The sequence below is a fragment of the Klebsiella pneumoniae genome (genome assembly GCF_000742135.1).
GTDB lineage: Bacteria > Pseudomonadota > Gammaproteobacteria > Enterobacterales > Enterobacteriaceae > Klebsiella > Klebsiella pneumoniae.
The window spans coordinates 4,553,257-4,573,117 of the sequence record NZ_KN046818.1; the positions used below are offsets into that span (position 1 = coordinate 4,553,257).

Here is a 19,861-nt window from a genome sequence, read left to right on the forward strand (position 1 = left end):
CTCAATCCAACTTTGCAAGAAAAATATGCGAAAAAATCAGCCTTGGCGCTGTTTATGCTTCGGCTCGGCACTGCAAATCACACGGATGACACCATCACGCTTAACGATTTTGCAGTTACGGCATAATTTCTTGACGGAAGCACGAACTTTCATTTTTACTCTCCGTAACTTCTCGGGCGACCAGTTTTAACGGCCGTAGCCTTTCAGGTTCGCCTTCTTCAATGCAGACTCATACTGACTGGACATCATCAGAGTTTGCACTTGAGCCATAAAGTCCATAATCACGACAACAACGATAAGCAGCGAGGTCCCACCGAAGTAGAACGGCACTTTCATCGCGTCACGCATGAACTCCGGGATCAGGCAGATAAAAGTAATGTACAACGCACCAACCAGAGTCAGGCGAGTCATCACTTTATCGATATACTTCGCCGTTTGCTCTCCCGGACGAATTCCTGGTACAAATGCACCGGACTTCTTCAGGTTATCTGCTGTTTCACGCGGGTTGAAAACCAACGCCGTGTAGAAGAAACAGAAGAAGATGATTGCAGACGCATAGAGTAACACATAAAGCGGTTGCCCAGGCTGCAAATACAGCGAAATTGTTGTCAGCCAGTTCCAACCAGTACCACCCCCGAACCATGACGTGATGGTTGCCGGGAACAGTATAATACTGGAAGCGAAGATTGCCGGGATTACCCCCGCCATATTCACTTTCAGCGGTAAATGTGTGCTCTGTGCAGCATAGACACGACGACCCTGTTGACGTTTCGCGTAGTTTACCACAATGCGGCGTTGACCACGCTCAACGAATACAACAAAGAAGGTCACTGCAAATACTAATACTGCAACCAACAGCAACAGGAGGAAGTGCAGGTCGCCTTGACGCGCTTGCTCGATAGTATGGGCGATGGCCGGCGGGAGTCCCGCAACGATACCGGCGAAGATAATGATCGAGATACCGTTACCGATACCACGTTCAGTGATCTGTTCGCCGAGCCACATCAGGAACATAGTCCCTGTGACCAGACTAACAACAGCAGTGAAATAGAATGCAAAGCCTGGATTAATCACCAGGCCTTGCATACCAGGCATATTCGGCAGACCGGTAGCAATACCGATCGACTGGAATATCGCCAGCACCAGAGTACCGTAGCGGGTGTACTGGCTGATCTTACGACGACCAGACTCACCTTCTTTCTTCAGTTCCGCCAGCGGTTGATAAACCACCGTCAGCAGCTGCACGATGATCGATGCCGAAATGTACGGCATAATCCCCAGCGCAAAGATAGAAGCACGGCTGAGAGCACCACCAGAGAACATGTTGAACATTTCAATGATGGTGCCTCGCTGTTGCTCAAGCAGTTTGGCAAGTACAGCGGCATCAATACCAGGGATCGGAATAAAAGAGCCAATACGGAACACTATCAGCGCACCGACCACAAACAGAAGTCTGCGTTTCAGTTCGCCAAGGCCACCTTTGGCACTTTGAAAATCTAATCCCGGTTGTTTAGCCATCTGCTACTTATTCCTCAATTTTACCGCCAGCAGCTTCGATAGCAGCACGAGCACCTTTAGTCACACGCAGGCCACGAACAGTTACCGGACGAGTTACCTCACCAGACAGGATCACTTTCGCGAACTCGATCTGGACACCGATAATGTTAGCCGCTTTCAGCGCGTTCAGGTCTACTACATCGCCTTCTACGTGAGCCAGATCGGAGAGACGGATCTCTGCGGTGATCATCGCTTTACGAGAAGTGAAGCCGAATTTAGGCAGACGACGGTACAGAGGCATCTGACCACCCTCGAAACCGCGACGTACGCCACCGCCAGAACGAGATTTCTGACCTTTGTGACCACGACCACCGGTTTTACCGAGGCCAGAACCGATACCACGACCCAGGCGTTTACCCGCCTTTTTGGAGCCTTCGGCCGGAGACAGAGTATTTAAACGCATCTCTTACTCCTCAACTTTAACCATGAAGGAAACCGCGTTGACCATACCACGAACAGCAGGAGTATCCTCGCGCTCTACGGTGTGACCAATACGACGCAGACCCAGGCCAAGCAGCGTTGCCTTGTGTTTCGGCAGACGACCGATTGCACTGCGGGTTTGAGTAATTTTAATAGTCTTTGCCATGGTTTATTTCCCCAGAATTTCTTCAACGGATTTACCACGCTTGGCAGCGACCATATCCGGGGACTTCATGTTTTCCAGACCGTCGATAGTTGCACGAACCACGTTAATCGGGTTAGTGGAACCATACGCTTTAGCCAGAACGTTACGAACCCCAGCGACTTCCAGAACGGCGCGCATTGCACCACCGGCGATGATACCGGTACCTTCGGAAGCCGGCTGCATGAATACACGAGAACCCGTGTGAGTACCCTTAACCGGGTGCTGCAGGGTGCCGTGGTTCAGCGCGACGTTAATCATATTGCGACGGGCTTTTTCCATCGCTTTCTGGATCGCTGCTGGAACTTCACGCGCTTTACCGTAACCAAAACCAACGCGACCGTTACCATCGCCTACTACAGTCAGAGCTGTGAAGGAGAAAATACGACCACCTTTAACGGTTTTAGATACGCGGTTTACCGCGATCAGCTTTTCCTGCAGTTCGCCAGCTTGTTTTTCGATGTGAGCCATCTTACACCTCTACCTTAGAACTGAAGGCCAGCTTCACGGGCAGCATCTGCCAGTGCCTGGACACGACCATGATATTGGAACCCGGAACGGTCAAAGGAAACATCTTTGATGCCTTTTTCCAGAGCGCGTTCAGCGACAGCTTTACCCACAGCTGCTGCAGCGTCTTTGTTACCGGTGTACTTCAGTTGTTCAGCGATAGCTTTTTCTACAGTAGAAGCAGCTACCAGAACTTCAGAACCATTCGGTGCAATTACCTGTGCGTAAATGTGACGCGGGGTACGATGTACCACCAGGCGAGTTGCGCCCAGCTCCTGGAGCTTGCGGCGTGCGCGGGTCGCACGACGGATACGAGCAGATTTCTTATCCATAGTGTTACCTTACTTCTTCTTAGCCTCTTTGGTACGCACGACTTCGTCGGCGTAACGAACACCCTTGCCTTTGTAAGGCTCAGGACGACGGTAGGCGCGCAGATCTGCTGCAACCTGGCCGATCACCTGCTTATCAGCGCCTTTCAGCACGATTTCAGTCTGAGTCGGACATTCTGCAGTGATACCCGCAGGCAGCTGATGATCAACCGGGTGAGAGAAACCTAAAGCCAGGTTTACTACATTCCCTTTGACCGCTGCACGATAACCTACACCAACCAGCTGCAGCTTCTTAGTGAAGCCTTCGGTAACACCGATAACCATTGAGTTCAGCAGGGCACGCGCGGTACCAGCCTGAGCCCAACCGTCTGCGTAACCATCACGCGGACCGAAGGTCAGTGCATTATCTGCATGTTTAACTTCAACAGCATCGTTGAGAGTACGAGTCAGCTCGCCGTTTTTACCTTTGATCGTAATAACCTGACCGTTGATTTTTACATCAACGCCGGCAGGAACAACGACCGGTGCTTTAGCAACACGAGACATTTTTTCCTCCGATTAGGCTACGTAGCAGATAATTTCGCCACCAAGACCAGCCTGGCGCGCTGCACGATCAGTCATAACACCTTTTGAGGTAGAAACAACTGCGATACCCAGACCGGCCATAACTTTCGGCAGCTCATCTTTTTTCTTATAGATGCGCAGACCTGGGCGGCTGACACGCTGAATGCTTTCTACAACAGCTTTGCCCTGGAAATACTTGAGAGTAAGTTCCAGTTCAGGCTTGGTGTCGCCTTCAACTTTAAAATCTTCGATAAAACCTTCTTCCTTCAGCACGTTGGCGATTGCCACTTTCAGCTTGGAGGAAGGCATGGTGACCGCAGCTTTGTTCGCGGCCTGACCGTTACGGATACGGGTCAGCATATCCGCGATCGGATCTTGCATGCTCATCTGTCTTTACTCCCGTGATTCAATTGGTGACAATTACCAGCTAGCCTTTTTCAGACCCGGGATTTCACCGCGCATAGCGGCTTCACGGACCTTAATACGGCTCAACCCGAACTTCCGCAGGAAACCATGCGGACGACCTGTTTGACGGCAGCGGTTACGCTGACGAGACGGGCTGGAATCACGCGGCAGAGTCTGCAGCTTGAGAACGGCATTCCAACGATCTTCGTCGGTTGCGTTCACATCAGAGATGATAGCTTTCAGTTCAGCGCGTTTAGCGAAGAATTTATCAGCTAAAGCCACGCGCTTTACTTCGCGTGCTTTCATTGATTGCTTAGCCATTAAGTAACCCTACCTTACTTGCGGAACGGGAAGTCAAAGGCAGCCAGCAGAGCACGGCCTTCTTCGTCAGATTTCGCAGTAGTGGTAATGGTAATATCCAAACCACGAACGCGGTCGACTTTATCGTAGTCGATTTCTGGGAAGATGATCTGCTCACGGACACCCATGCTGTAGTTGCCACGACCGTCGAAAGACTTAGCGGACAGGCCGCGGAAGTCACGAATACGCGGTACAGCAATAGTGATCAGGCGCTCAAAGAACTCCCACATGCGTTCGCCACGCAGAGTTACTTTACAGCCGATCGGATAGCCCTGACGGATTTTGAAGCCTGCAACTGATTTGCGTGCTTTGGTGATCAGCGGTTTTTGACCGGAGATTGCTGCCAGGTCAGCTGCTGCGTTATCCAGCAGTTTCTTGTCAGCGATCGCTTCACCAACACCCATGTTCAGGGTGATCTTCTCGACCCGAGGGACTTGCATGACAGAATTGTAGTTAAACTCAGTCATGAGTTTCTTAACTACTTCGTCTTTGTAGTAATCATGCAGTTTCGCCATCGTACTACTCCAAATTACTTGATAGTTTCGCTGTTAGACTTGAAGAAACGGACTTTTTTACCGTCTTCGAATCTAAAGCCTACACGGTCAGCCTTGCCGGTTGCCGCATTGAAGATTGCAACGTTAGAAACCTGAATTGCAGCTTCTTTTTCAACGATGCCGCCTGGTTGGTTCAGAGCCGGAACCGGCTTCTGGTGTTTCTTAACCAGGTTGATACCTTCAACAATGACCTTGCCGGAAGACAGGACATTCTTAACTTTACCGCGCTTACCTTTATCTTTACCGGTTAACACGATAACTTCGTCATCACGACGGATTTTCGCTGCCATGATTCGCTCCTTAGAGTACTTCTGGTGCCAGAGAGATAATTTTCATGAACTTCTCGGTACGAAGTTCACGAGTTACCGGCCCAAAAATACGCGTACCGATAGGCTGCTCGCTGTTATTGTTCAGAATAACGCATGCATTACCATCGAAGCGAATGACAGAACCGTCCGGGCGACGAACACCCTTCTTGGTGCGCACCACTACCGCCTTCAGCACATCACCTTTTTTGACCTTACCACGCGGAATTGCTTCTTTGATGGTGATCTTGATGATGTCGCCTACGCCTGCGTAGCGACGGTGCGAGCCACCCAGAACCTTGATACACATTACGCGACGTGCACCGGAGTTGTCGGCGACGTTCAGCATAGTCTGTTCTTGGATCATTTTAGTGCTCCGCTAATGTCAACTACTACTGAGACCCGAAAATTAGGGTCGTTAAAAAGCCCCATATCGAGGGCGCGGCATTATAACACCACAAACCAGATATGGGTAGAAAAAATAAACGGCTCATCGCTGAGCCGTTTATCCGTATCGAGAATGCGTACTCTATTACAGAACCGCTTTCTCTACAACGCGAACCAGCGTCCAGGACTTAGTCTTGGACAGCGGACGGCATTCGCGGATTTCAACCTTGTCGCCGATACCGCATTCGTTGTTCTCGTCATGTACGTGCAGTTTGGTCGTACGTTTGATGAATTTACCGTAAACCGGGTGTTTCACCATACGTTCGATAGCAACAACAATGGATTTCTCCATTTTGTCGCTAACTACGCGACCTTGCAGAGTACGGATTTTATCGGTCATTACGCACCCGCCTTCTGAGTCAGTAAAGTCTTAACGCGTGCAACATCACGACGCACTTGCTTCAGCAGATGAGTCTGTTGCAGCTGGCCACTTGCAGCCTGCATGCGCAGGTTGAACTGCTCACGCAGCAGGTTCAGCAGCTCAGCGTTCAGCTCTTCAACGCTTTTTTCACGCAGCTCTTTTGCTTTCATTACATCACCGTCTTAGTTACAAAGGTGGTTTTGATCGGCAGTTTCGCTGCTGCCAGGCCGAATGCTTCACGGGCCAGCTCTTCCGGTACACCGTCCATTTCATACAGGACTTTACCCGGCTGAATCAAGGCAACCCAGTACTCCACGTTACCTTTACCTTTACCCATACGAACTTCCAGCGGCTTCTCGGTGATCGGTTTGTCCGGGAATACACGGATCCAGATCTTACCTTGACGCTTAACTGCACGGGTCATAGCACGACGTGCTGCTTCGATCTGACGTGCAGTCAGACGACCACGGCCAACAGCTTTCAGACCGAAAGTGCCGAAGCTAACATCCGTACCCTGCGCCAGACCACGGTTGCGGCCTTTGTGCACTTTACGGAATTTTGTACGCTTTGGTTGTAACATCAGCGACGCTCCTTATTTACGGCCTTTACGCTGCTGCTTTTTAGGTTGAGCAGCCGGTTCCGGTTGTTCAACAGCAGCCATACCACCCAGGATCTCACCTTTGAAGATCCATACCTTAACGCCGATTACACCGTAAGTGGTGTGCGCTTCAGAGGTGTTGTAGTCGATGTCAGCACGCAGAGTGTGCAGCGGTACGCGACCTTCACGGTACCATTCGGTACGTGCGATTTCCGCGCCGCCCAGACGGCCGCTAACTTCAACTTTGATACCTTTAGCGCCCAGACGCATTGCGTTCTGTACAGCACGCTTCATCGCACGACGGAACATAACGCGACGTTCCAGCTGAGAAGTGATGCTGTCAGCAACCAGTTTTGCGTCCAGTTCAGGTTTACGAACTTCGGCGATATTGATCTGTGCAGGTACGCCAGCGATATCCGCTACGACCTTGCGCAGTTTTTCTACGTCTTCGCCTTTCTTACCGATAACGATACCCGGGCGAGCGGTGTGAATGGTCACACGGATGCTCTTAGCCGGACGCTCGATAACGATGCGAGATACAGACGCTTTAGCCAGTTCTTTAGTCAGGAACTGACGTACTTTAAAATCGCTGTCCAGGTTGTCAGCGAATTCTTTGGTGTTCGCGAACCAGGTAGAGTTCCATGGTTTGACAATACCCAGGCGAATACCATTAGGATGTACTTTCTGACCCATTGCTAGTCTCCAGAGTCTCAGCGATCGGACACAACCACAGTGATGTGGCTGGTGCGCTTCAGGATGCGATCTGCACGACCTTTAGCACGCGGCATAATGCGCTTCATGCTCGGGCCTTCGTCTACGAAAATTTTCGCAACTTTCAGATCATCAATGTCAGCGCCATCGTTGTGTTCAGCGTTAGCAATGGCAGATTCCAGTACCTTCTTGACCAGTACAGCAGCTTTTTTGTTGGTGTAGGTCAGAATATCCAGGGCCTGCGACACTTTCTTACCGCGAATCAGGTCAGCTACAAGGCGAACCTTCTGAGCAGAAGAACGAGCATGGCGATGTTGAGCTAAAGTTTCCATCTCTTCCTCCTACCTTATTTCTTCTTCGCTTTTTTATCAGCAGCGTGGCCGCGATAAGTACGAGTCGGTGCGAATTCACCCAGTTTGTGACCGACCATTTCGTCGGAAACAAATACTGGAACGTGCTGACGACCATTATGGACAGCGATGGTCAAACCGATCATGTTAGGAAAGATCGTTGAACGACGGGACCAAGTGCGCAGGGGCTTCTTGTCTCCGCTTTCCACCGCTTTCTCTACCTTCTTCAGCAAGTGCAGGTCAATAAAAGGACCTTTCTTGAGAGAACGTGGCATGGCTTATCCTCTAAAATTATTTGCTACGGCGACGTACGATGAATTTATCAGTACGCTTGTTGCTGCGGGTCTTCTTACCTTTGGTCTGCAGGCCCCACGGGGATACCGGGTGCTTACCAAAGTTACGACCTTCACCACCACCATGTGGGTGGTCTACTGGGTTCATCGCAGTACCGCGAACGGTAGGACGAACACCACGCCAGCGTGCAGCACCTGCTTTACCCAGAACGCGCAGCATATGCTCAGCATTGCCAACTTCGCCCAGAGTCGCGCGGCAGTCTGCTTCGACTTTACGCATTTCACCAGAACGCAGACGCAGGGTGACATAAGCACCGTCACGAGCAACGATCTGAACGTAAGTACCAGCGGAACGAGCCAGCTGACCGCCTTTACCTGGTTTCATTTCTACGTTATGAACGGTAGAACCAACCGGGATATTGCGCATCGGCAGGGTGTTGCCTGCTTTGATTGCAGCATCAACGCCAGACTGAATCTGGTCGCCAGCTTTCAGGCCTTTCGGGGCCAGGATGTAACGGCGCTCGCCGTCTTTGTACAGAACCAGCGCGATGTTCGCGGAGCGGTTCGGATCGTACTCAAGACGTTCAACAACTGCCGGGATACCATCTTTGTTGCGTTTGAAGTCAACAATACGGTAAGCCTGCTTGTGGCCACCACCGATATGACGGGTGGTGATACGGCCATTGTTGTTACGACCACCGGATTTGCTGTTTTTTTCCAGCAACGGAGCAAAAGGTTTGCCCTTGTGCAGCTCTGGGTTAACCACTTTAACGACGTGGCGACGACCCGGAGATGTCGGTTTACATTTAACAACTGCCATTGTATTACTCCTCCGACTTACTCAGCGCCGCCAACGAAGTCCAGATTCTGGCCTTCTTTCAGGGTGACGTAAGCTTTTTTCCAGTCGCTACGACGACCGATACGCTGTCCGTGACGTTTAACTTTCCCTTTAACAACCAGGGTGTTAACGACTTCGACTTCGACTTCAAACAGTTTCTGCACAGCAGCTTTGATTTCTGCTTTGGTCGCGTCTTTAGCAACTTTGAGAACGATGGTGTTTGTTTTTTCCATCGCAGTAGACGCTTTTTCAGAAACGTGCGGTGCGCGCAGCACCTTCAGCAGACGTTCTTCACGAATCATGCCAGCATCTCCTCAACTTGCTTAACAGCATCAGCAGTCATTACGACTTTGTCGAAGGCGATCAGGCTAACCGGGTCGATACCGTTCGCATCACGTACGTCAACCTTATGCAGGTTACGTGCGGCCAGGAACAGGTTCTCGTCCAGCTCACCGGTGATGATCAGCACATCTTCCAGAGCCATGTCTTTCAGTTTCTGTGCCAGCAGCTTAGTTTTCGGCGCTTCAACAGAGAACTTCTCGACAACGATCAGACGATCCTGACGTACCAGTTCGGACAGAATGCTTTTCAGCGCGCCGCGGTACATCTTCTTGTTAACTTTTTGACTGTGGTCCTGCGGACGAGCAGCGAAGGTCACGCCACCGGAACGCCAGATCGGGCTCTTGATAGAACCAGAACGCGCACGGCCGGTACCTTTCTGGCGCCACGGTTTTTTACCGGAGCCAGTGATTTCAGCACGAGTCTTCTGAGCACGAGTGCCCTGACGCGCACCGGCTGCATAAGCAACAACAACCTGGTGAACCAGCGCTTCGTTGAAATCACGACCGAAGGTAGTTTCGGAAACAGTCAGCGCGCTCTGCGCGTCTTTCAATACTAATTCCATTGCTATCTCCTCACGCCTTCACAGCTGGTTTAACGATCAGGTCGCTACCGGTCGCACCCGGGACAGCACCTTTAACCAGCAGCAGGTTGCGCTCAGCGTCAACACGTACTACGTCCAGGCTCTGAACGGTTACACGCTCATTACCCAGCTGACCTGCCATTTTCTTGCCTTTGAACACTTTGCCCGGAGTCTGGTTCTGACCGATAGAACCCGGAACGCGGTGGGACAAGGAGTTACCGTGAGTAGCGTCCTGGGTACGGAAGTTCCAGCGCTTAACGGTACCAGCAAAACCTTTACCTTTAGAGGTACCGGTTACGTCAACTTTTTTAACGTCAGCAAACAGTTCAACGCTAATGTTCTGACCTACGGTGAATTCTTCGCCGTCAGCCAGACGGAATTCCCACAGACCACGGCCAGCTTCAACGCCAGCTTTAGCGAAGTGACCCGCTTCCGGCTTGGTTACACGGTTAGCTTTTTTAGCACCGGTGGTAACCTGGATTGCGCGGTAGCCATCGTTAGCCAGGTCTTTAACCTGAGTAACACGGTTTGCTTCAACTTCGATTACGGTTACTGGGATAGAAACGCCATCTTCAGTGAAGATGCGGGTCATGCCCACTTTTTTACCGACTAAACCAATCATTGTTTCAACCTCTCAATCGCTCGATGACCTGATTAACCCAGGCTGATCTGCACGTCTACACCGGCAGCCAGATCCAGACGCATCAGAGCATCAACGGTTTTTTCAGTTGGCTCAACGATGTCAACCAGACGCTTGTGAGTGCGAATTTCGTACTGGTCACGCGCGTCTTTGTTGACGTGCGGGGAGATCAGAACGGTAAAGCGCTCTTTGCGGGTCGGCAGCGGGATCGGACCACGGACTTGCGCACCAGTGCGCTTAGCAGTCTCGACGATTTCCGCGGTTGATTGATCGATCAGACGATGATCAAACGCTTTCAGGCGGATACGGATTCTTTGGTTCTGCATGAGACCAGAGCTCCAATTATTTTATAGACGAAATGATTACTCCTCATACCCATTACGATTGATGGGAGAGTGTAACCGTTCTTACATAGTCCCCCGATTGGGGACATTGTTTGATAACCCAAATGCGATTACCAGGGTTCATATTGAACCGGCCGTCAACTTTGACAGGCCCGCGCATTATACGCAAATTCTGGCGCGACGCAAGTGCTGTTTAGAAAATCATCACCAGGATTTGCGCGCCTTCGCGTTAGCGCGCTGTACGGGGCTGCAATGCGGAGTAAGAGTGCGGATTGTGGGATCCATTCCCGGAAAATGCCTTTTGTGCTGAACGGGAGAGGATGAGCATAGTGACGCAATGTTCATCGATCATTGCGGGGTCAACTATGCTCGCCGCCCTCCCCTTCTTGCTGTGCTATAGCGGTTTGACCGTGGCATTATGCCACCAGGATCTGCGCCACGGTCTGTTGCCCGACCGTTACACCTGTCCCCTGCTGTGGAGTGGTTTACTTTTTTATCTCTGTCTGGCGCCGCACCAGCTGCATGATGCCGTCTGGGGGGCGATAGCGGGCTATCTCTCTTTGGCTGCGATTTACTGGCTATACCGCGGTATCCGCGGCTATGAAGGGTTGGGTTATGGAGATATAAAATATCTTGCCGCCCTCGGCGCCTGGCATGGCTGGCGGTTACTGCCGCAGTTGGTCCTGGTTGCCTCACTACTCGCCGGCATAGCGTGGGCAGGAGCAGGTTTATACGCCAGTTGCGGCGGGAGGAGCAAATGGAGAAGAAGCAACCCGCTGCCGTTTGGGCCATTCCTGGCGGCCGCGGGTTTTTGGTGCGGGTGGCAGACGCTGGCTAATCTGACACTTTGATCTGCGACTGCAGGTAATTTTGCAGACCGATTTTGCCAATCAAATCGAGTTCGGTTTCCAGCCAGTCGATATGGCCTTCTTCATCCGCCAGGATCTCAATCATCATATCGCGGCTGACGTAGTCATGGACGCTGTCGGCATAGGCAATAGCCTCACGCAAATTTTGCGCCCCTTCCAGCTCCAGCCTCAAATCGGACCGCAGCATCTCTTCCACATCTTCACCGATGCCAAGTTTGCCGAGATCCTGCAGATTAGGGATACCTTCGAGAAAAAGAATACGCTCGATATACTTATCGGCGTGCTTCATTTCGTCGATGGATTCGTGGTACTCAATATCGTTGAGGCGCATCAGGCCCCAATTTTTAAACATTCTCGCATGAAGAAAGTACTGATTAATTGCGACTAGCTCATTTCCCAATAATTTATTGAGATAACTTATGATTTTGACATCACCTTTCATTATATAGTCCCTCCGCTTCCACTCATTGAAGCGTAGTCCGGCCTATAGGGATGTCAAAAGAGAAGCGTGGACTTCAGGCGATTTCTTTGAATTCCGGCATGGTGGTTAATTCATCTTCCATCACTTCACGCGCGGCACGAACACACTTACCGCATTGATTTCCCACGGGAACAAACTTACGTAATTGCTGAAAAGATTGCGGTTGAAACTGGCGCACAACCTGACGAATTTTTTTATCGCTGACGCCATTGCACAAACAAACGTACATAGAAACTCCCGTTTAATTTATGCACAAATATTAAATGAGAATGGTTATGATTACAATAGACCATTTGCTCATTATCCGCCGCAACGCACGATATGAATAGCCAGCAAAAATCCGTTTTTCGCTGAATGACAGACAGCAAAAAGGGCGCCGAAGCGCCCTTTTTAATTCAAAGCTAACGAATTAGCCCAGAACTTTAGCTACAACGCCCGCGCCAACGGTACGGCCGCCTTCACGGATTGCGAAACGCAGACCGTCGTCCATCGCGATCGGGTGGATCAGGGTAACAACCATTTTGATGTTGTCGCCCGGCATTACCATCTCTACGCCTTCCGGCAGTTCGATGGTGCCAGTCACGTCAGTAGTACGGAAGTAGAACTGCGGACGGTAGCCTTTGAAGAACGGAGTGTGACGGCCGCCTTCGTCTTTGGACAGGATGTACACTTCAGATTCGAACTTGGTGTGCGGGTTGATGGTGCCCGGCTTAGCCAGTACCTGACCACGTTCGATTTCTTCACGTTTGATACCACGCAGCAGAACACCTACGTTCTCACCAGCACGGCCTTCGTCCAGCAGTTTGCGGAACATTTCAACGCCAGTACAGGTGGTTTTCGCGGTTTCTTTGATACCAACGATTTCAACTTCTTCACCTACTTTGATGATACCGCGCTCTACACGACCGGTAACAACGGTACCACGACCGGAGATGGAGAATACGTCTTCGATCGGCAGCAGGAACGGCTTGTCAATCGCACGCTCTGGTTCCGGGATATAGGTATCCAGGTGGCCAGCCAGTTCGATGATTTTCGCTTCCCACTCTGCGTCGCCTTCCAGCGCTTTCAGAGCAGAACCACGAACGATCGGAGTGTCGTCGCCCGGGAAATCGTACTGAGACAGCAGTTCACGAACCTCCATCTCAACCAGTTCCAGCAGCTCTTCGTCATCAACCATGTCGCATTTGTTCAGGAACACGATGATGTACGGAACGCCTACCTGACGACCCAGCAGGATGTGCTCACGAGTCTGCGGCATCGGGCCGTCAGTCGCAGCAACAACCAGGATCGCGCCGTCCATCTGCGCAGCACCGGTGATCATGTTTTTAACATAGTCGGCGTGGCCCGGGCAGTCTACGTGCGCGTAGTGGCGAGTCGGGGTGTCATATTCAACGTGAGAGGTGTTGATGGTGATACCACGAGCTTTTTCTTCCGGCGCGTTATCGATCTGGTCGAATGCGCGAGCGGAACCACCGTAGGTTTTAGCCAGAACGGTAGTGATGGCAGCAGTCAGGGTAGTTTTACCATGGTCAACGTGGCCGATAGTACCAACGTTGACGTGCGGTTTTGTACGTTCAAATTTTTCTTTAGACACGGCTATATTCCTTACTATAGTGCTCTCCCCTTCGGAGAGAGCACGGGACTTAGGTTTTAATCCTGTGGATTATTTACCACGGGCTTCAATAACGGCCTGAGCAACGTTGTTCGGCGCATCATCATACTTCAGGAATTCCATGGTGTATGATGCACGACCTTTGGTCAGAGAACGCAGCTGAGTTGCATAACCGAACATTTCGGACAGCGGTACTTCAGCGTGGATCTTAACGCCGGTTACTTCGGATTCCTGACCGCGCAGCATACCGCGACGACGGCTCAAGTCACCGATAACGTCACCAGTGTTCTCTTCCGGAGTTTCTACTTCAACCTTCATGATCGGCTCAAGCAGAACTGGTTTTGCTTTCTTAAAGCCTTCTTTAAAGGCAATAGACGCAGCCAGTTTAAACGCCAGCTCAGAGGAGTCAACGTCGTGGTAAGAACCGAAGTGCAGACGGATACCCATATCAACTACCGGGTAACCTGCCAGCGGACCAGCTTTCAGCTGTTCCTGGATGCCTTTATCAACGGCCGGGATGTATTCGCCAGGAATTACACCACCTTTGATGTCGTTGATGAACTCGTAACCTTTCGGGTTAGAGCCCGGCTCCAGCGGGTACATGTCGATCACAACGTGACCGTACTGACCACGACCACCAGACTGCTTGGCGTGTTTACCTTCGATATCGGTAACTTTCGCGCGAATCGCTTCACGGTAAGCAACCTGAGGTTTACCGACGTTCGCTTCAACGTTGAATTCACGCTTCATACGGTCAACGATGATGTCGAGGTGCAGCTCACCCATACCGGCGATAATGGTCTGGTTAGACTCTTCGTCAGTCCATACGCGGAAAGACGGGTCTTCTTTAGCCAGACGACCCAGAGCCAGACCCATTTTTTCCTGGTCAGCTTTGGTTTTCGGCTCAACGGCGATGGAGATTACCGGCTCAGGGAATTCCATACGCTCCAGAATGATCGGCGCATCCGGGTCACACAGGGTGTCACCAGTGGTTACGTCTTTCAGACCGATAGCAGCAGCGATGTCGCCCGCGCGAACTTCTTTGATCTCTTCACGTTTGTTAGCGTGCATCTGAACGATACGACCGAAACGCTCACGTGCAGCTTTCACGGAGTTCAGTACGGTATCACCAGAGTTAACCACACCGGAGTACACGCGGAAGAAGGTCAGGTTACCCACGAACGGGTCGGTAGCGATTTTGAACGCCAGTGCAGAGAACGGCTCGTCGTCGCTTGCGTGACGCTCAGCCGGGGTATCTTTACCGTCGTCCAGGATACCGTTGATCGCAGGTACGTCAACCGGGGATGGCAGGTAATCAATTACCGCATCCAGCATCGCCTGAACGCCTTTGTTCTTGAACGCAGAACCACAGGTTACCAGGATGATTTCGTTGTTCAGAACGCGCTGACGCAGAGCTTTTTTGATCTCTTCTTCAGTCAGTTCTTCACCACCCAGGTATTTTTCCATCAGCTCTTCAGAAGCTTCAGCTGCGGATTCGATCAGGTTCTGGTGCCATTCATCAGCCAGGTCCTGCATGTCAGCCGGGATATCTTCGTATTCGAAGGTTACGCCCTGGTCTGCATCGTTCCAGTTGATGGCTTTCATTTTCACCAGGTCAACAACGCCGGTGAAACCTTCTTCAGCACCAATTGCCAGCTGCAGCGGAACCGGGTTCGCGCCCAGACGGGTTTTGATCTGACCAACAACTTTCAGGAAGTTAGCGCCCATGCGGTCCATTTTGTTAACGAACGCGATGCGCGGAACTTTATATTTGTTTGCCTGACGCCATACGGTTTCAGACTGCGGCTGAACACCACCAACTGCGCAGTAAACCATTACCGCACCATCAAGAACACGCATGGAACGTTCTACTTCGATAGTGAAGTCAACGTGCCCCGGGGTGTCGATGATGTTTACGCGGTGCGGTTCATACTGTTTGGCCATACCAGACCAGAATGCAGTAGTCGCAGCGGAAGTGATGGTGATACCACGTTCCTGCTCCTGCTCCATCCAGTCCATGGTAGCGGCGCCGTCATGAACTTCACCGATTTTGTGGTTTACACCGGTGTAGAACAGAATACGTTCGGTAGTAGTGGTTTTACCGGCGTCGATGTGCGCACTGATACCGATGTTACGGTAGCGTGCGATGGGTGTTGTACGAGCCATTTGATTCCTCGTTTATTTCTTTAGGCGTTCAGTTAAGTTATCCAGAGCGGGCGACTCATCTGAAGCGCCCGCCTGGTGACTATGACTCCGAAGGGATTACCAACGGTAGTGAGCGAACGCCTTGTTGGCTTCGGCCATACGGTGAACGTCTTCACGTTTCTTAACTGCAGTACCTTTGTTGTCTGCAGCATCAGTGAGTTCGTTCGCCAGGCGCAGAGCCATGGATTTATCACCGCGTTTACGAGCAGCTTCAACGATCCAACGCATTGCCAGGGCATTACGACGGACCGGACGAACTTCAACTGGAACCTGATAAGTAGAACCACCTACGCGGCGGGACTTAACTTCGACAGTCGGGCGCACGTTTTCGAGCGCAACTTCGAAGGCTTCCAGTTCAGATTTACCAGAACGCTGAGCCAGGGTCTCCAGCGCGCTGTATACGATAGTTTCTGCAGTAGATTTTTTACCATCTACCATCAGGATATTGACAAATTTAGCCAGCAGTTCTGATCCGAACTTCGGATCCGGCAGAATTTTACGCTGACCAATGACGCGACGACGTGGCATGGAAATACTCCGTTGTTAATTCAGGATTGTCCAAAACTCTAAGAGTTTAGTATGACATTAAGATAAATCAGTTTGGCCTTACTTAACGGAGAACCATTAAGCCTTAGGACGCTTCACGCCGTACTTGGAGCGAGCCTGCTTACGGTCTTTAACGCCGGAGCAGTCAAGCGCACCACGAACGGTGTGGTAACGAACACCCGGAAGGTCTTTAACACGACCGCCACGGATCAGGATCACGGAGTGCTCCTGCAGGTTGTGACCTTCACCACCGATGTAGGAGGTGACTTCGAAACCGTTAGTCAGACGCACACGGCAAACTTTACGCAGTGCAGAGTTCGGTTTCTTAGGAGTGGTGGTATATACGCGAGTACATACGCCACGTTTCTGCGGGCAGGCTTCCAGCGCTGGCACGTTGCTCTTTGCAACTTTGCGCGCGCGTGGTTTGCGTACCAGCTGGTTAATTGTTGCCATTAAATAGCTCCTGGTTTTAGCTTTTGCTTCGTAAACACGTAATAAATCGCCTCATATATTATGAGGACGCAGAATTTTAGGGCGGTGCCGAAAAGGTGTCAAGAAATATACAACGATCCCGCCATCACCAGGCCAACTGACCGGCATGTTTGACTGTGAGTCTGACGAAATCAGTATAGCTAACCCTGCCGACACTGTCCGCAATTTGACCAGCCAGCCCGCGGGCGTCAACGTCGTCTTGCAGCACGTATAGGGTTATGGGGGCGGATTGCAGGATCTCAAGGAAGCGACCATCGGCGATGGCCGCGGTGACGCCGTCAGACAGTAGTACCAGATCGTCGCCGTGCTCCATCAAACGAAGCATCGCTGCGATGTCGGCATGCCAGGGGGAAACACTGAGCGTATGGAGCATGGGGGCCTCAGAAACGCAAAATCACATCAAATTCATGCAGACGGGCGCGCAGGGCATCCGGCGCCAGGCATTCGACATCCACCACCCACGGGGTCGCGGGATCCAGGCCGCGCTCTCGCGCTGAGTCGGCGCACAGCCAGCACTGGTCGATATCATATAGCGACAGCAATTTAAAGGTAGCGATGTAGTCGCGGGCCAGCACAGCGCCAGGCCGCTGTTCGGGTAACAGCTGAAACACGCCGTCGCCCACAAAAAACACGCCAATATCGTCGGTGAGCGCGGAGGTTGCTAATAAGGCATCGAGGCCTTCCCTGCCAGCGGCGCTGCCGTGCGGCGCAGAGGAAAATACAAAAGCCACACGTTTCATCAGAACTGCACCATCCGATCGCAAGTAAGCGCCGCTTCCGCTAGCGCGCCGAGCCCGCTCAAGGTAAAACCCGGCTGCAAATTGTGGCCAGGCAGAGCGAGCTGTTGCGCTTCGCGTTCGTCCGTTACGCCACGACGCAGGGCGGCCGCCACGCAGATATGCAGCGCGACGCCGTGCTCATCGTGGAGGGATTGCCACCCGCGCACCAGATCGAACTCATCGCTGGCGGGCGCCGTCAACTGGTTAGCGTTAAGCACGCCTTCGCGATAGAAAAAAACGCACGCCAGCTCATGGCCTTCCTGCAGCACGGCCTGGGCAAATTGCCAGGCGCTGCTCGCCTGCTGCGTGCCATAGGCTGGGCCGGTCACCGTGAGGGCAAAACGCATTACTTATCCAGCCCCTGGAAATCGCCGCTTTTGAACTGGCGAATATAGAGGTAAACGGTGTGCTTGGAGATGTTCAGACGATCGGCTACCTGGTTAATAGCGTCTTTAATATCGAAGATCCCTTTCTCATAGAGATTCAGCACGATTTGACGGTTTTTCGCATTGTTAGACACGCTGCGATCGGCATTCACCTCTTCAATGGTGAACTCCAGCGTCTGGGCGACCAGATCGTCTACCGAAGAAGCAAAGTTCACCGGCGAGTTCACTTCAGGCGTTTCTGGCGGAATAAAGGTGCTCATGATCTGGGAAAACGGCACATCCAGATTCATGTTGATACACAGCAGACCAATCACCCGGTGATCGCGGTTGCGAATGGCAATCGTCACCGACTTCATCAGTACGCCGCTTTTAGCACGGGTAAAGTAGCATTTGGAAACGCTGCTATCGGCGCCCGTCATATCGTGCAGCATGCGCAGCGCAAGATCGGTAATCGGTGAACCGATTTGGCGGCCGGTATGTTCACCATTGGCGATACGGATGGCAGAGCATTTCAGATCCTGCAAAGAATGCAGCACGATTTCACAGTGCGAACCGATGAGCATCGCCAACCCGTCCACTACCGCTTCATAAGATTTGAGAATATCGAAATCGGTCTGGTCAAAGGGACGTTGATCCAGCAGGTCAAGCTCGCTGGTTTCATTGGTTAAAAGCGACCTGGACATGAAAAAAAGCACTCCTTTTCAGGAGCCTGTCGTTATTGTCAGGGCAGGCTCATCATCATTATTAAGCTATCTAAAGTAATACAGCGCCTGAGGATCTTTCCAGTTTTAATTATATCTGCGCTCAATAAAAAAGCCGCCGCCTCTGACGAGACGGCGGCCTGAACCTGATTACTTCTTAGCGTCAGCTTTCGCGTCCGCGGCTTTCGCATCGCCTGCGGCTTCCGGCTGTGCATCTGCCTTCGGCGCCGGTTTGATATCCAGCAGTTCTACATCAAAGACCAGCGTAGAGTTGGCCGGGATGCCCGGGACGCCAGTTTTACCGTAGGCCAGGTCCGGCGGAATAACCAGCTTGATTTTGCCGCCTTTCTTGATGTTCTTCAGGCCTTCAGTCCAGCCCGGGATCACGCCGTCGAGACGGAAAGAGAGCGGCTCGCCGCGAGTATAAGAGTTATCAAACTCTTTACCGTCGATCAGGGTACCTTTGTAGTTTACCACCACGGTATCGCTGTCTTTCGGCGCATCGCCAGCGCCTTCTTTCTCGACTTTATACAGCAGGCCAGTTTTTGAGGTTTTCACGCCCTTCTCTTTGGCAAAGTTGTCACGGAAAGCTTTGCCTTTGGCTTCGTTCTCAGTGGCGTCTTTTTCCATTTTCTGCTGAGCCGCGGTCTTCACGCGCGTTTCAAAGGCCTGCAGAGTCTGTTCGATCTCCTGGTCGGACAGTTTGCTCTTATCGGCAAACGCGTCCTGTACGCCGGCGATCAGCTGGGATTTATCCAGCTTAATGCCCAGCTTCTCTTGTTCTTTCAGGGAGTTTTCCATGTAACGCCCCAGGGACGCGCCCAGCGCATAGGCCGATTTCTGATCGTCATTTTTAAATGCCGATTTACTCTCAGCCGCCGGGGCTGCCTTCGTTGCCGTATCTGCAGCGAAGGTCAGCGGTGCATTCAGGGCGACGGCCATTGTGGTCGCCAGCAGCGTTACTTTAAACAGTGATTTCATCCATTTCTCCAGGGCCGGGGCCTCTCGCCCCAGGGTTATCGTAAAAAGCAAAAAACGTACTATAGAACGTTGCCATTAAAATCTACATACGGACGTTCCTGA

At 51.8% G+C, this 19,861-nt stretch carries 35 protein-coding genes; 1 reads left to right on the forward strand and 34 read right to left on the reverse strand.

The window, feature by feature from the left end; translation table 11 throughout:
* Positions 1-36: 36 nt before the first annotated feature.
* The 23 genes from rpmJ to rpsJ all read right to left on the reverse strand — a co-directional run bounded on the left by rpmJ (position 37) and on the right by rpsJ (position 10,689).
* A complete protein-coding gene (rpmJ, locus tag DR88_RS28580; protein WP_000868187.1) occupies positions 37-153 on the reverse strand; it encodes a 50S ribosomal protein L36 in 117 nt (38 codons plus the stop codon).
* 33 nt (positions 154-186) lie between these two features.
* The gene (gene secY, locus DR88_RS04415) at positions 187-1,518 is read right to left on the reverse strand and encodes a preprotein translocase subunit SecY (RefSeq protein WP_002919515.1); all 1,332 of its coding nucleotides are present in this window, start codon (positions 1,516-1,518) and stop codon (positions 187-189) included.
* Positions 1,519-1,525: 7 nt separating this feature from the next.
* On the reverse strand, positions 1,526-1,960 hold the full coding sequence (gene rplO / locus DR88_RS04410; RefSeq protein WP_002919516.1) for a 50S ribosomal protein L15: 435 nt from the start codon (positions 1,958-1,960) through the stop codon (positions 1,526-1,528).
* Between the two features lie 3 nt (positions 1,961-1,963).
* Complete coding sequence (rpmD, locus tag DR88_RS04405) at positions 1,964-2,143, reverse strand: 50S ribosomal protein L30 (protein WP_001140434.1); 180 nt, start codon at positions 2,141-2,143, stop codon at positions 1,964-1,966.
* A gap of 3 nt (positions 2,144-2,146) precedes the next feature.
* Positions 2,147-2,650 (reverse strand): 30S ribosomal protein S5, encoded by a 504-nt coding sequence (gene rpsE, locus DR88_RS04400; RefSeq protein ID WP_002919545.1) that lies wholly within the window; start codon positions 2,648-2,650, stop codon positions 2,147-2,149.
* Positions 2,651-2,664: 14 nt separating this feature from the next.
* Entirely contained in the window at positions 2,665-3,018 is a 354-nt protein-coding gene (gene rplR, locus DR88_RS0126635) for a 50S ribosomal protein L18 (RefSeq protein WP_000358960.1), read from the reverse strand.
* Positions 3,019-3,027: 9 nt separating this feature from the next.
* Positions 3,028-3,561, reverse strand: coding sequence for a 50S ribosomal protein L6 (gene rplF / locus DR88_RS04395; RefSeq protein WP_002919662.1), 534 nt, complete (start codon positions 3,559-3,561; stop codon positions 3,028-3,030).
* 12 nt (positions 3,562-3,573) lie between these two features.
* Positions 3,574-3,966, reverse strand: a complete 393-nt coding sequence (gene rpsH / locus DR88_RS04390) for a 30S ribosomal protein S8 (protein ID WP_002919665.1) — start codon at positions 3,964-3,966, stop codon at positions 3,574-3,576.
* Positions 3,967-3,999: 33 nt separating this feature from the next.
* Positions 4,000-4,305 (reverse strand): 30S ribosomal protein S14, encoded by a 306-nt coding sequence (gene rpsN / locus DR88_RS04385; protein ID WP_002919667.1) that lies wholly within the window; start codon positions 4,303-4,305, stop codon positions 4,000-4,002.
* A 14-nt stretch (positions 4,306-4,319) separates the two neighbouring features.
* On the reverse strand, positions 4,320-4,859 hold the full coding sequence (gene rplE, locus DR88_RS04380) for a 50S ribosomal protein L5 (RefSeq protein ID WP_001096200.1): 540 nt from the start codon (positions 4,857-4,859) through the stop codon (positions 4,320-4,322).
* A 14-nt stretch (positions 4,860-4,873) separates the two neighbouring features.
* Positions 4,874-5,188 (reverse strand): 50S ribosomal protein L24, encoded by a 315-nt coding sequence (rplX, locus tag DR88_RS04375; RefSeq protein WP_000729185.1) that lies wholly within the window; start codon positions 5,186-5,188, stop codon positions 4,874-4,876.
* 10 nt (positions 5,189-5,198) lie between these two features.
* Positions 5,199-5,570 carry a 50S ribosomal protein L14 gene (gene rplN / locus DR88_RS04370; protein ID WP_002919748.1) on the reverse strand — a complete coding sequence of 124 codons (372 nt, stop codon included), beginning with the start codon at positions 5,568-5,570 and terminating at the stop codon, positions 5,199-5,201.
* Between the two features lie 165 nt (positions 5,571-5,735).
* On the reverse strand, positions 5,736-5,990 hold the full coding sequence (gene rpsQ / locus DR88_RS04365) for a 30S ribosomal protein S17 (protein ID WP_002919751.1): 255 nt from the start codon (positions 5,988-5,990) through the stop codon (positions 5,736-5,738).
* On the reverse strand, positions 5,990-6,181 hold the full coding sequence (rpmC, locus tag DR88_RS04360) for a 50S ribosomal protein L29 (protein ID WP_002919754.1): 192 nt from the start codon (positions 6,179-6,181) through the stop codon (positions 5,990-5,992). Before rpmC ends, rpsQ begins: the two co-directional genes overlap by 1 nt.
* Positions 6,181-6,591 (reverse strand): 50S ribosomal protein L16, encoded by a 411-nt coding sequence (gene rplP / locus DR88_RS04355; protein ID WP_002919759.1) that lies wholly within the window; start codon positions 6,589-6,591, stop codon positions 6,181-6,183. The genes rpmC and rplP overlap by 1 nt, the downstream gene beginning before the upstream one ends.
* Before the next feature lie 12 nt (positions 6,592-6,603).
* Positions 6,604-7,302: a 30S ribosomal protein S3 gene (rpsC, locus tag DR88_RS04350; protein WP_002919766.1), complete on the reverse strand. Its 699-nt coding sequence runs from the start codon at positions 7,300-7,302 to the stop codon at positions 6,604-6,606.
* A 17-nt stretch (positions 7,303-7,319) separates the two neighbouring features.
* The gene (gene rplV / locus DR88_RS04345; protein ID WP_002919773.1) at positions 7,320-7,652 is read right to left on the reverse strand and encodes a 50S ribosomal protein L22; all 333 of its coding nucleotides are present in this window, start codon (positions 7,650-7,652) and stop codon (positions 7,320-7,322) included.
* Between the two features lie 14 nt (positions 7,653-7,666).
* Positions 7,667-7,945 carry a 30S ribosomal protein S19 gene (gene rpsS, locus DR88_RS04340; protein WP_001138115.1) on the reverse strand — a complete coding sequence of 93 codons (279 nt, stop codon included), beginning with the start codon at positions 7,943-7,945 and terminating at the stop codon, positions 7,667-7,669.
* A gap of 16 nt (positions 7,946-7,961) precedes the next feature.
* On the reverse strand, positions 7,962-8,783 hold the full coding sequence (gene rplB / locus DR88_RS04335; protein ID WP_002919786.1) for a 50S ribosomal protein L2: 822 nt from the start codon (positions 8,781-8,783) through the stop codon (positions 7,962-7,964).
* A gap of 17 nt (positions 8,784-8,800) precedes the next feature.
* Positions 8,801-9,103 carry a 50S ribosomal protein L23 gene (gene rplW, locus DR88_RS04330; RefSeq protein ID WP_000617546.1) on the reverse strand — a complete coding sequence of 101 codons (303 nt, stop codon included), beginning with the start codon at positions 9,101-9,103 and terminating at the stop codon, positions 8,801-8,803.
* The gene (gene rplD, locus DR88_RS04325; RefSeq protein WP_002919794.1) at positions 9,100-9,705 is read right to left on the reverse strand and encodes a 50S ribosomal protein L4; all 606 of its coding nucleotides are present in this window, start codon (positions 9,703-9,705) and stop codon (positions 9,100-9,102) included. Before rplD ends, rplW begins: the two co-directional genes overlap by 4 nt.
* Before the next feature lie 10 nt (positions 9,706-9,715).
* A complete protein-coding gene (gene rplC, locus DR88_RS04320) occupies positions 9,716-10,345 on the reverse strand; it encodes a 50S ribosomal protein L3 (RefSeq protein WP_002919796.1) in 630 nt (209 codons plus the stop codon).
* Between the two features lie 32 nt (positions 10,346-10,377).
* A complete protein-coding gene (gene rpsJ / locus DR88_RS04315) occupies positions 10,378-10,689 on the reverse strand; it encodes a 30S ribosomal protein S10 (RefSeq protein ID WP_001181005.1) in 312 nt (103 codons plus the stop codon).
* 383 nt (positions 10,690-11,072) lie between these two features.
* On the opposite strand from rpsJ, the gene DR88_RS04310 reads away from it, so the two are divergent.
* Entirely contained in the window at positions 11,073-11,558 is a 486-nt protein-coding gene (locus DR88_RS04310; protein ID WP_020801891.1) for a prepilin peptidase, read from the forward strand.
* Here the strand turns inward: DR88_RS04310 and bfr are convergent.
* The 11 genes from bfr to fkpA form a co-directional block, all read right to left on the reverse strand.
* Positions 11,542-12,018 (reverse strand): bacterioferritin, encoded by a 477-nt coding sequence (gene bfr / locus DR88_RS04305; protein ID WP_002919971.1) that lies wholly within the window; start codon positions 12,016-12,018, stop codon positions 11,542-11,544. The genes DR88_RS04310 and bfr overlap by 17 nt on opposite strands.
* A gap of 73 nt (positions 12,019-12,091) precedes the next feature.
* Entirely contained in the window at positions 12,092-12,286 is a 195-nt protein-coding gene (bfd, locus tag DR88_RS04300) for a bacterioferritin-associated ferredoxin (RefSeq protein WP_004152415.1), read from the reverse strand.
* A 180-nt stretch (positions 12,287-12,466) separates the two neighbouring features.
* Entirely contained in the window at positions 12,467-13,651 is a 1,185-nt protein-coding gene (tuf, locus tag DR88_RS04295) for an elongation factor Tu (RefSeq protein WP_004174069.1), read from the reverse strand.
* Positions 13,652-13,720: 69 nt separating this feature from the next.
* Positions 13,721-15,835 (reverse strand): elongation factor G, encoded by a 2,115-nt coding sequence (gene fusA, locus DR88_RS04290; protein ID WP_002920103.1) that lies wholly within the window; start codon positions 15,833-15,835, stop codon positions 13,721-13,723.
* A 96-nt stretch (positions 15,836-15,931) separates the two neighbouring features.
* Entirely contained in the window at positions 15,932-16,402 is a 471-nt protein-coding gene (rpsG, locus tag DR88_RS04285; protein WP_002920113.1) for a 30S ribosomal protein S7, read from the reverse strand.
* A gap of 96 nt (positions 16,403-16,498) precedes the next feature.
* Positions 16,499-16,873, reverse strand: a complete 375-nt coding sequence (gene rpsL, locus DR88_RS04280) for a 30S ribosomal protein S12 (RefSeq protein ID WP_002920115.1) — start codon at positions 16,871-16,873, stop codon at positions 16,499-16,501.
* 124 nt (positions 16,874-16,997) lie between these two features.
* On the reverse strand, positions 16,998-17,285 hold the full coding sequence (gene tusB, locus DR88_RS04275) for a sulfurtransferase complex subunit TusB (RefSeq protein WP_002920119.1): 288 nt from the start codon (positions 17,283-17,285) through the stop codon (positions 16,998-17,000).
* 7 nt (positions 17,286-17,292) lie between these two features.
* The gene (gene tusC / locus DR88_RS04270) at positions 17,293-17,652 is read right to left on the reverse strand and encodes a sulfurtransferase complex subunit TusC (RefSeq protein ID WP_004174061.1); all 360 of its coding nucleotides are present in this window, start codon (positions 17,650-17,652) and stop codon (positions 17,293-17,295) included.
* Entirely contained in the window at positions 17,652-18,038 is a 387-nt protein-coding gene (tusD, locus tag DR88_RS04265; RefSeq protein WP_002920128.1) for a sulfurtransferase complex subunit TusD, read from the reverse strand. The genes tusC and tusD overlap by 1 nt, the downstream gene beginning before the upstream one ends.
* The gene (locus tag DR88_RS04260; RefSeq protein WP_002920130.1) at positions 18,038-18,760 is read right to left on the reverse strand and encodes a helix-turn-helix transcriptional regulator; all 723 of its coding nucleotides are present in this window, start codon (positions 18,758-18,760) and stop codon (positions 18,038-18,040) included. Before DR88_RS04260 ends, tusD begins: the two co-directional genes overlap by 1 nt.
* Positions 18,761-18,928: 168 nt before the next feature.
* A complete protein-coding gene (fkpA, locus tag DR88_RS04255) occupies positions 18,929-19,759 on the reverse strand; it encodes an FKBP-type peptidyl-prolyl cis-trans isomerase (RefSeq protein WP_004150030.1) in 831 nt (276 codons plus the stop codon).
* Positions 19,760-19,861 lie beyond the last annotated feature (102 nt).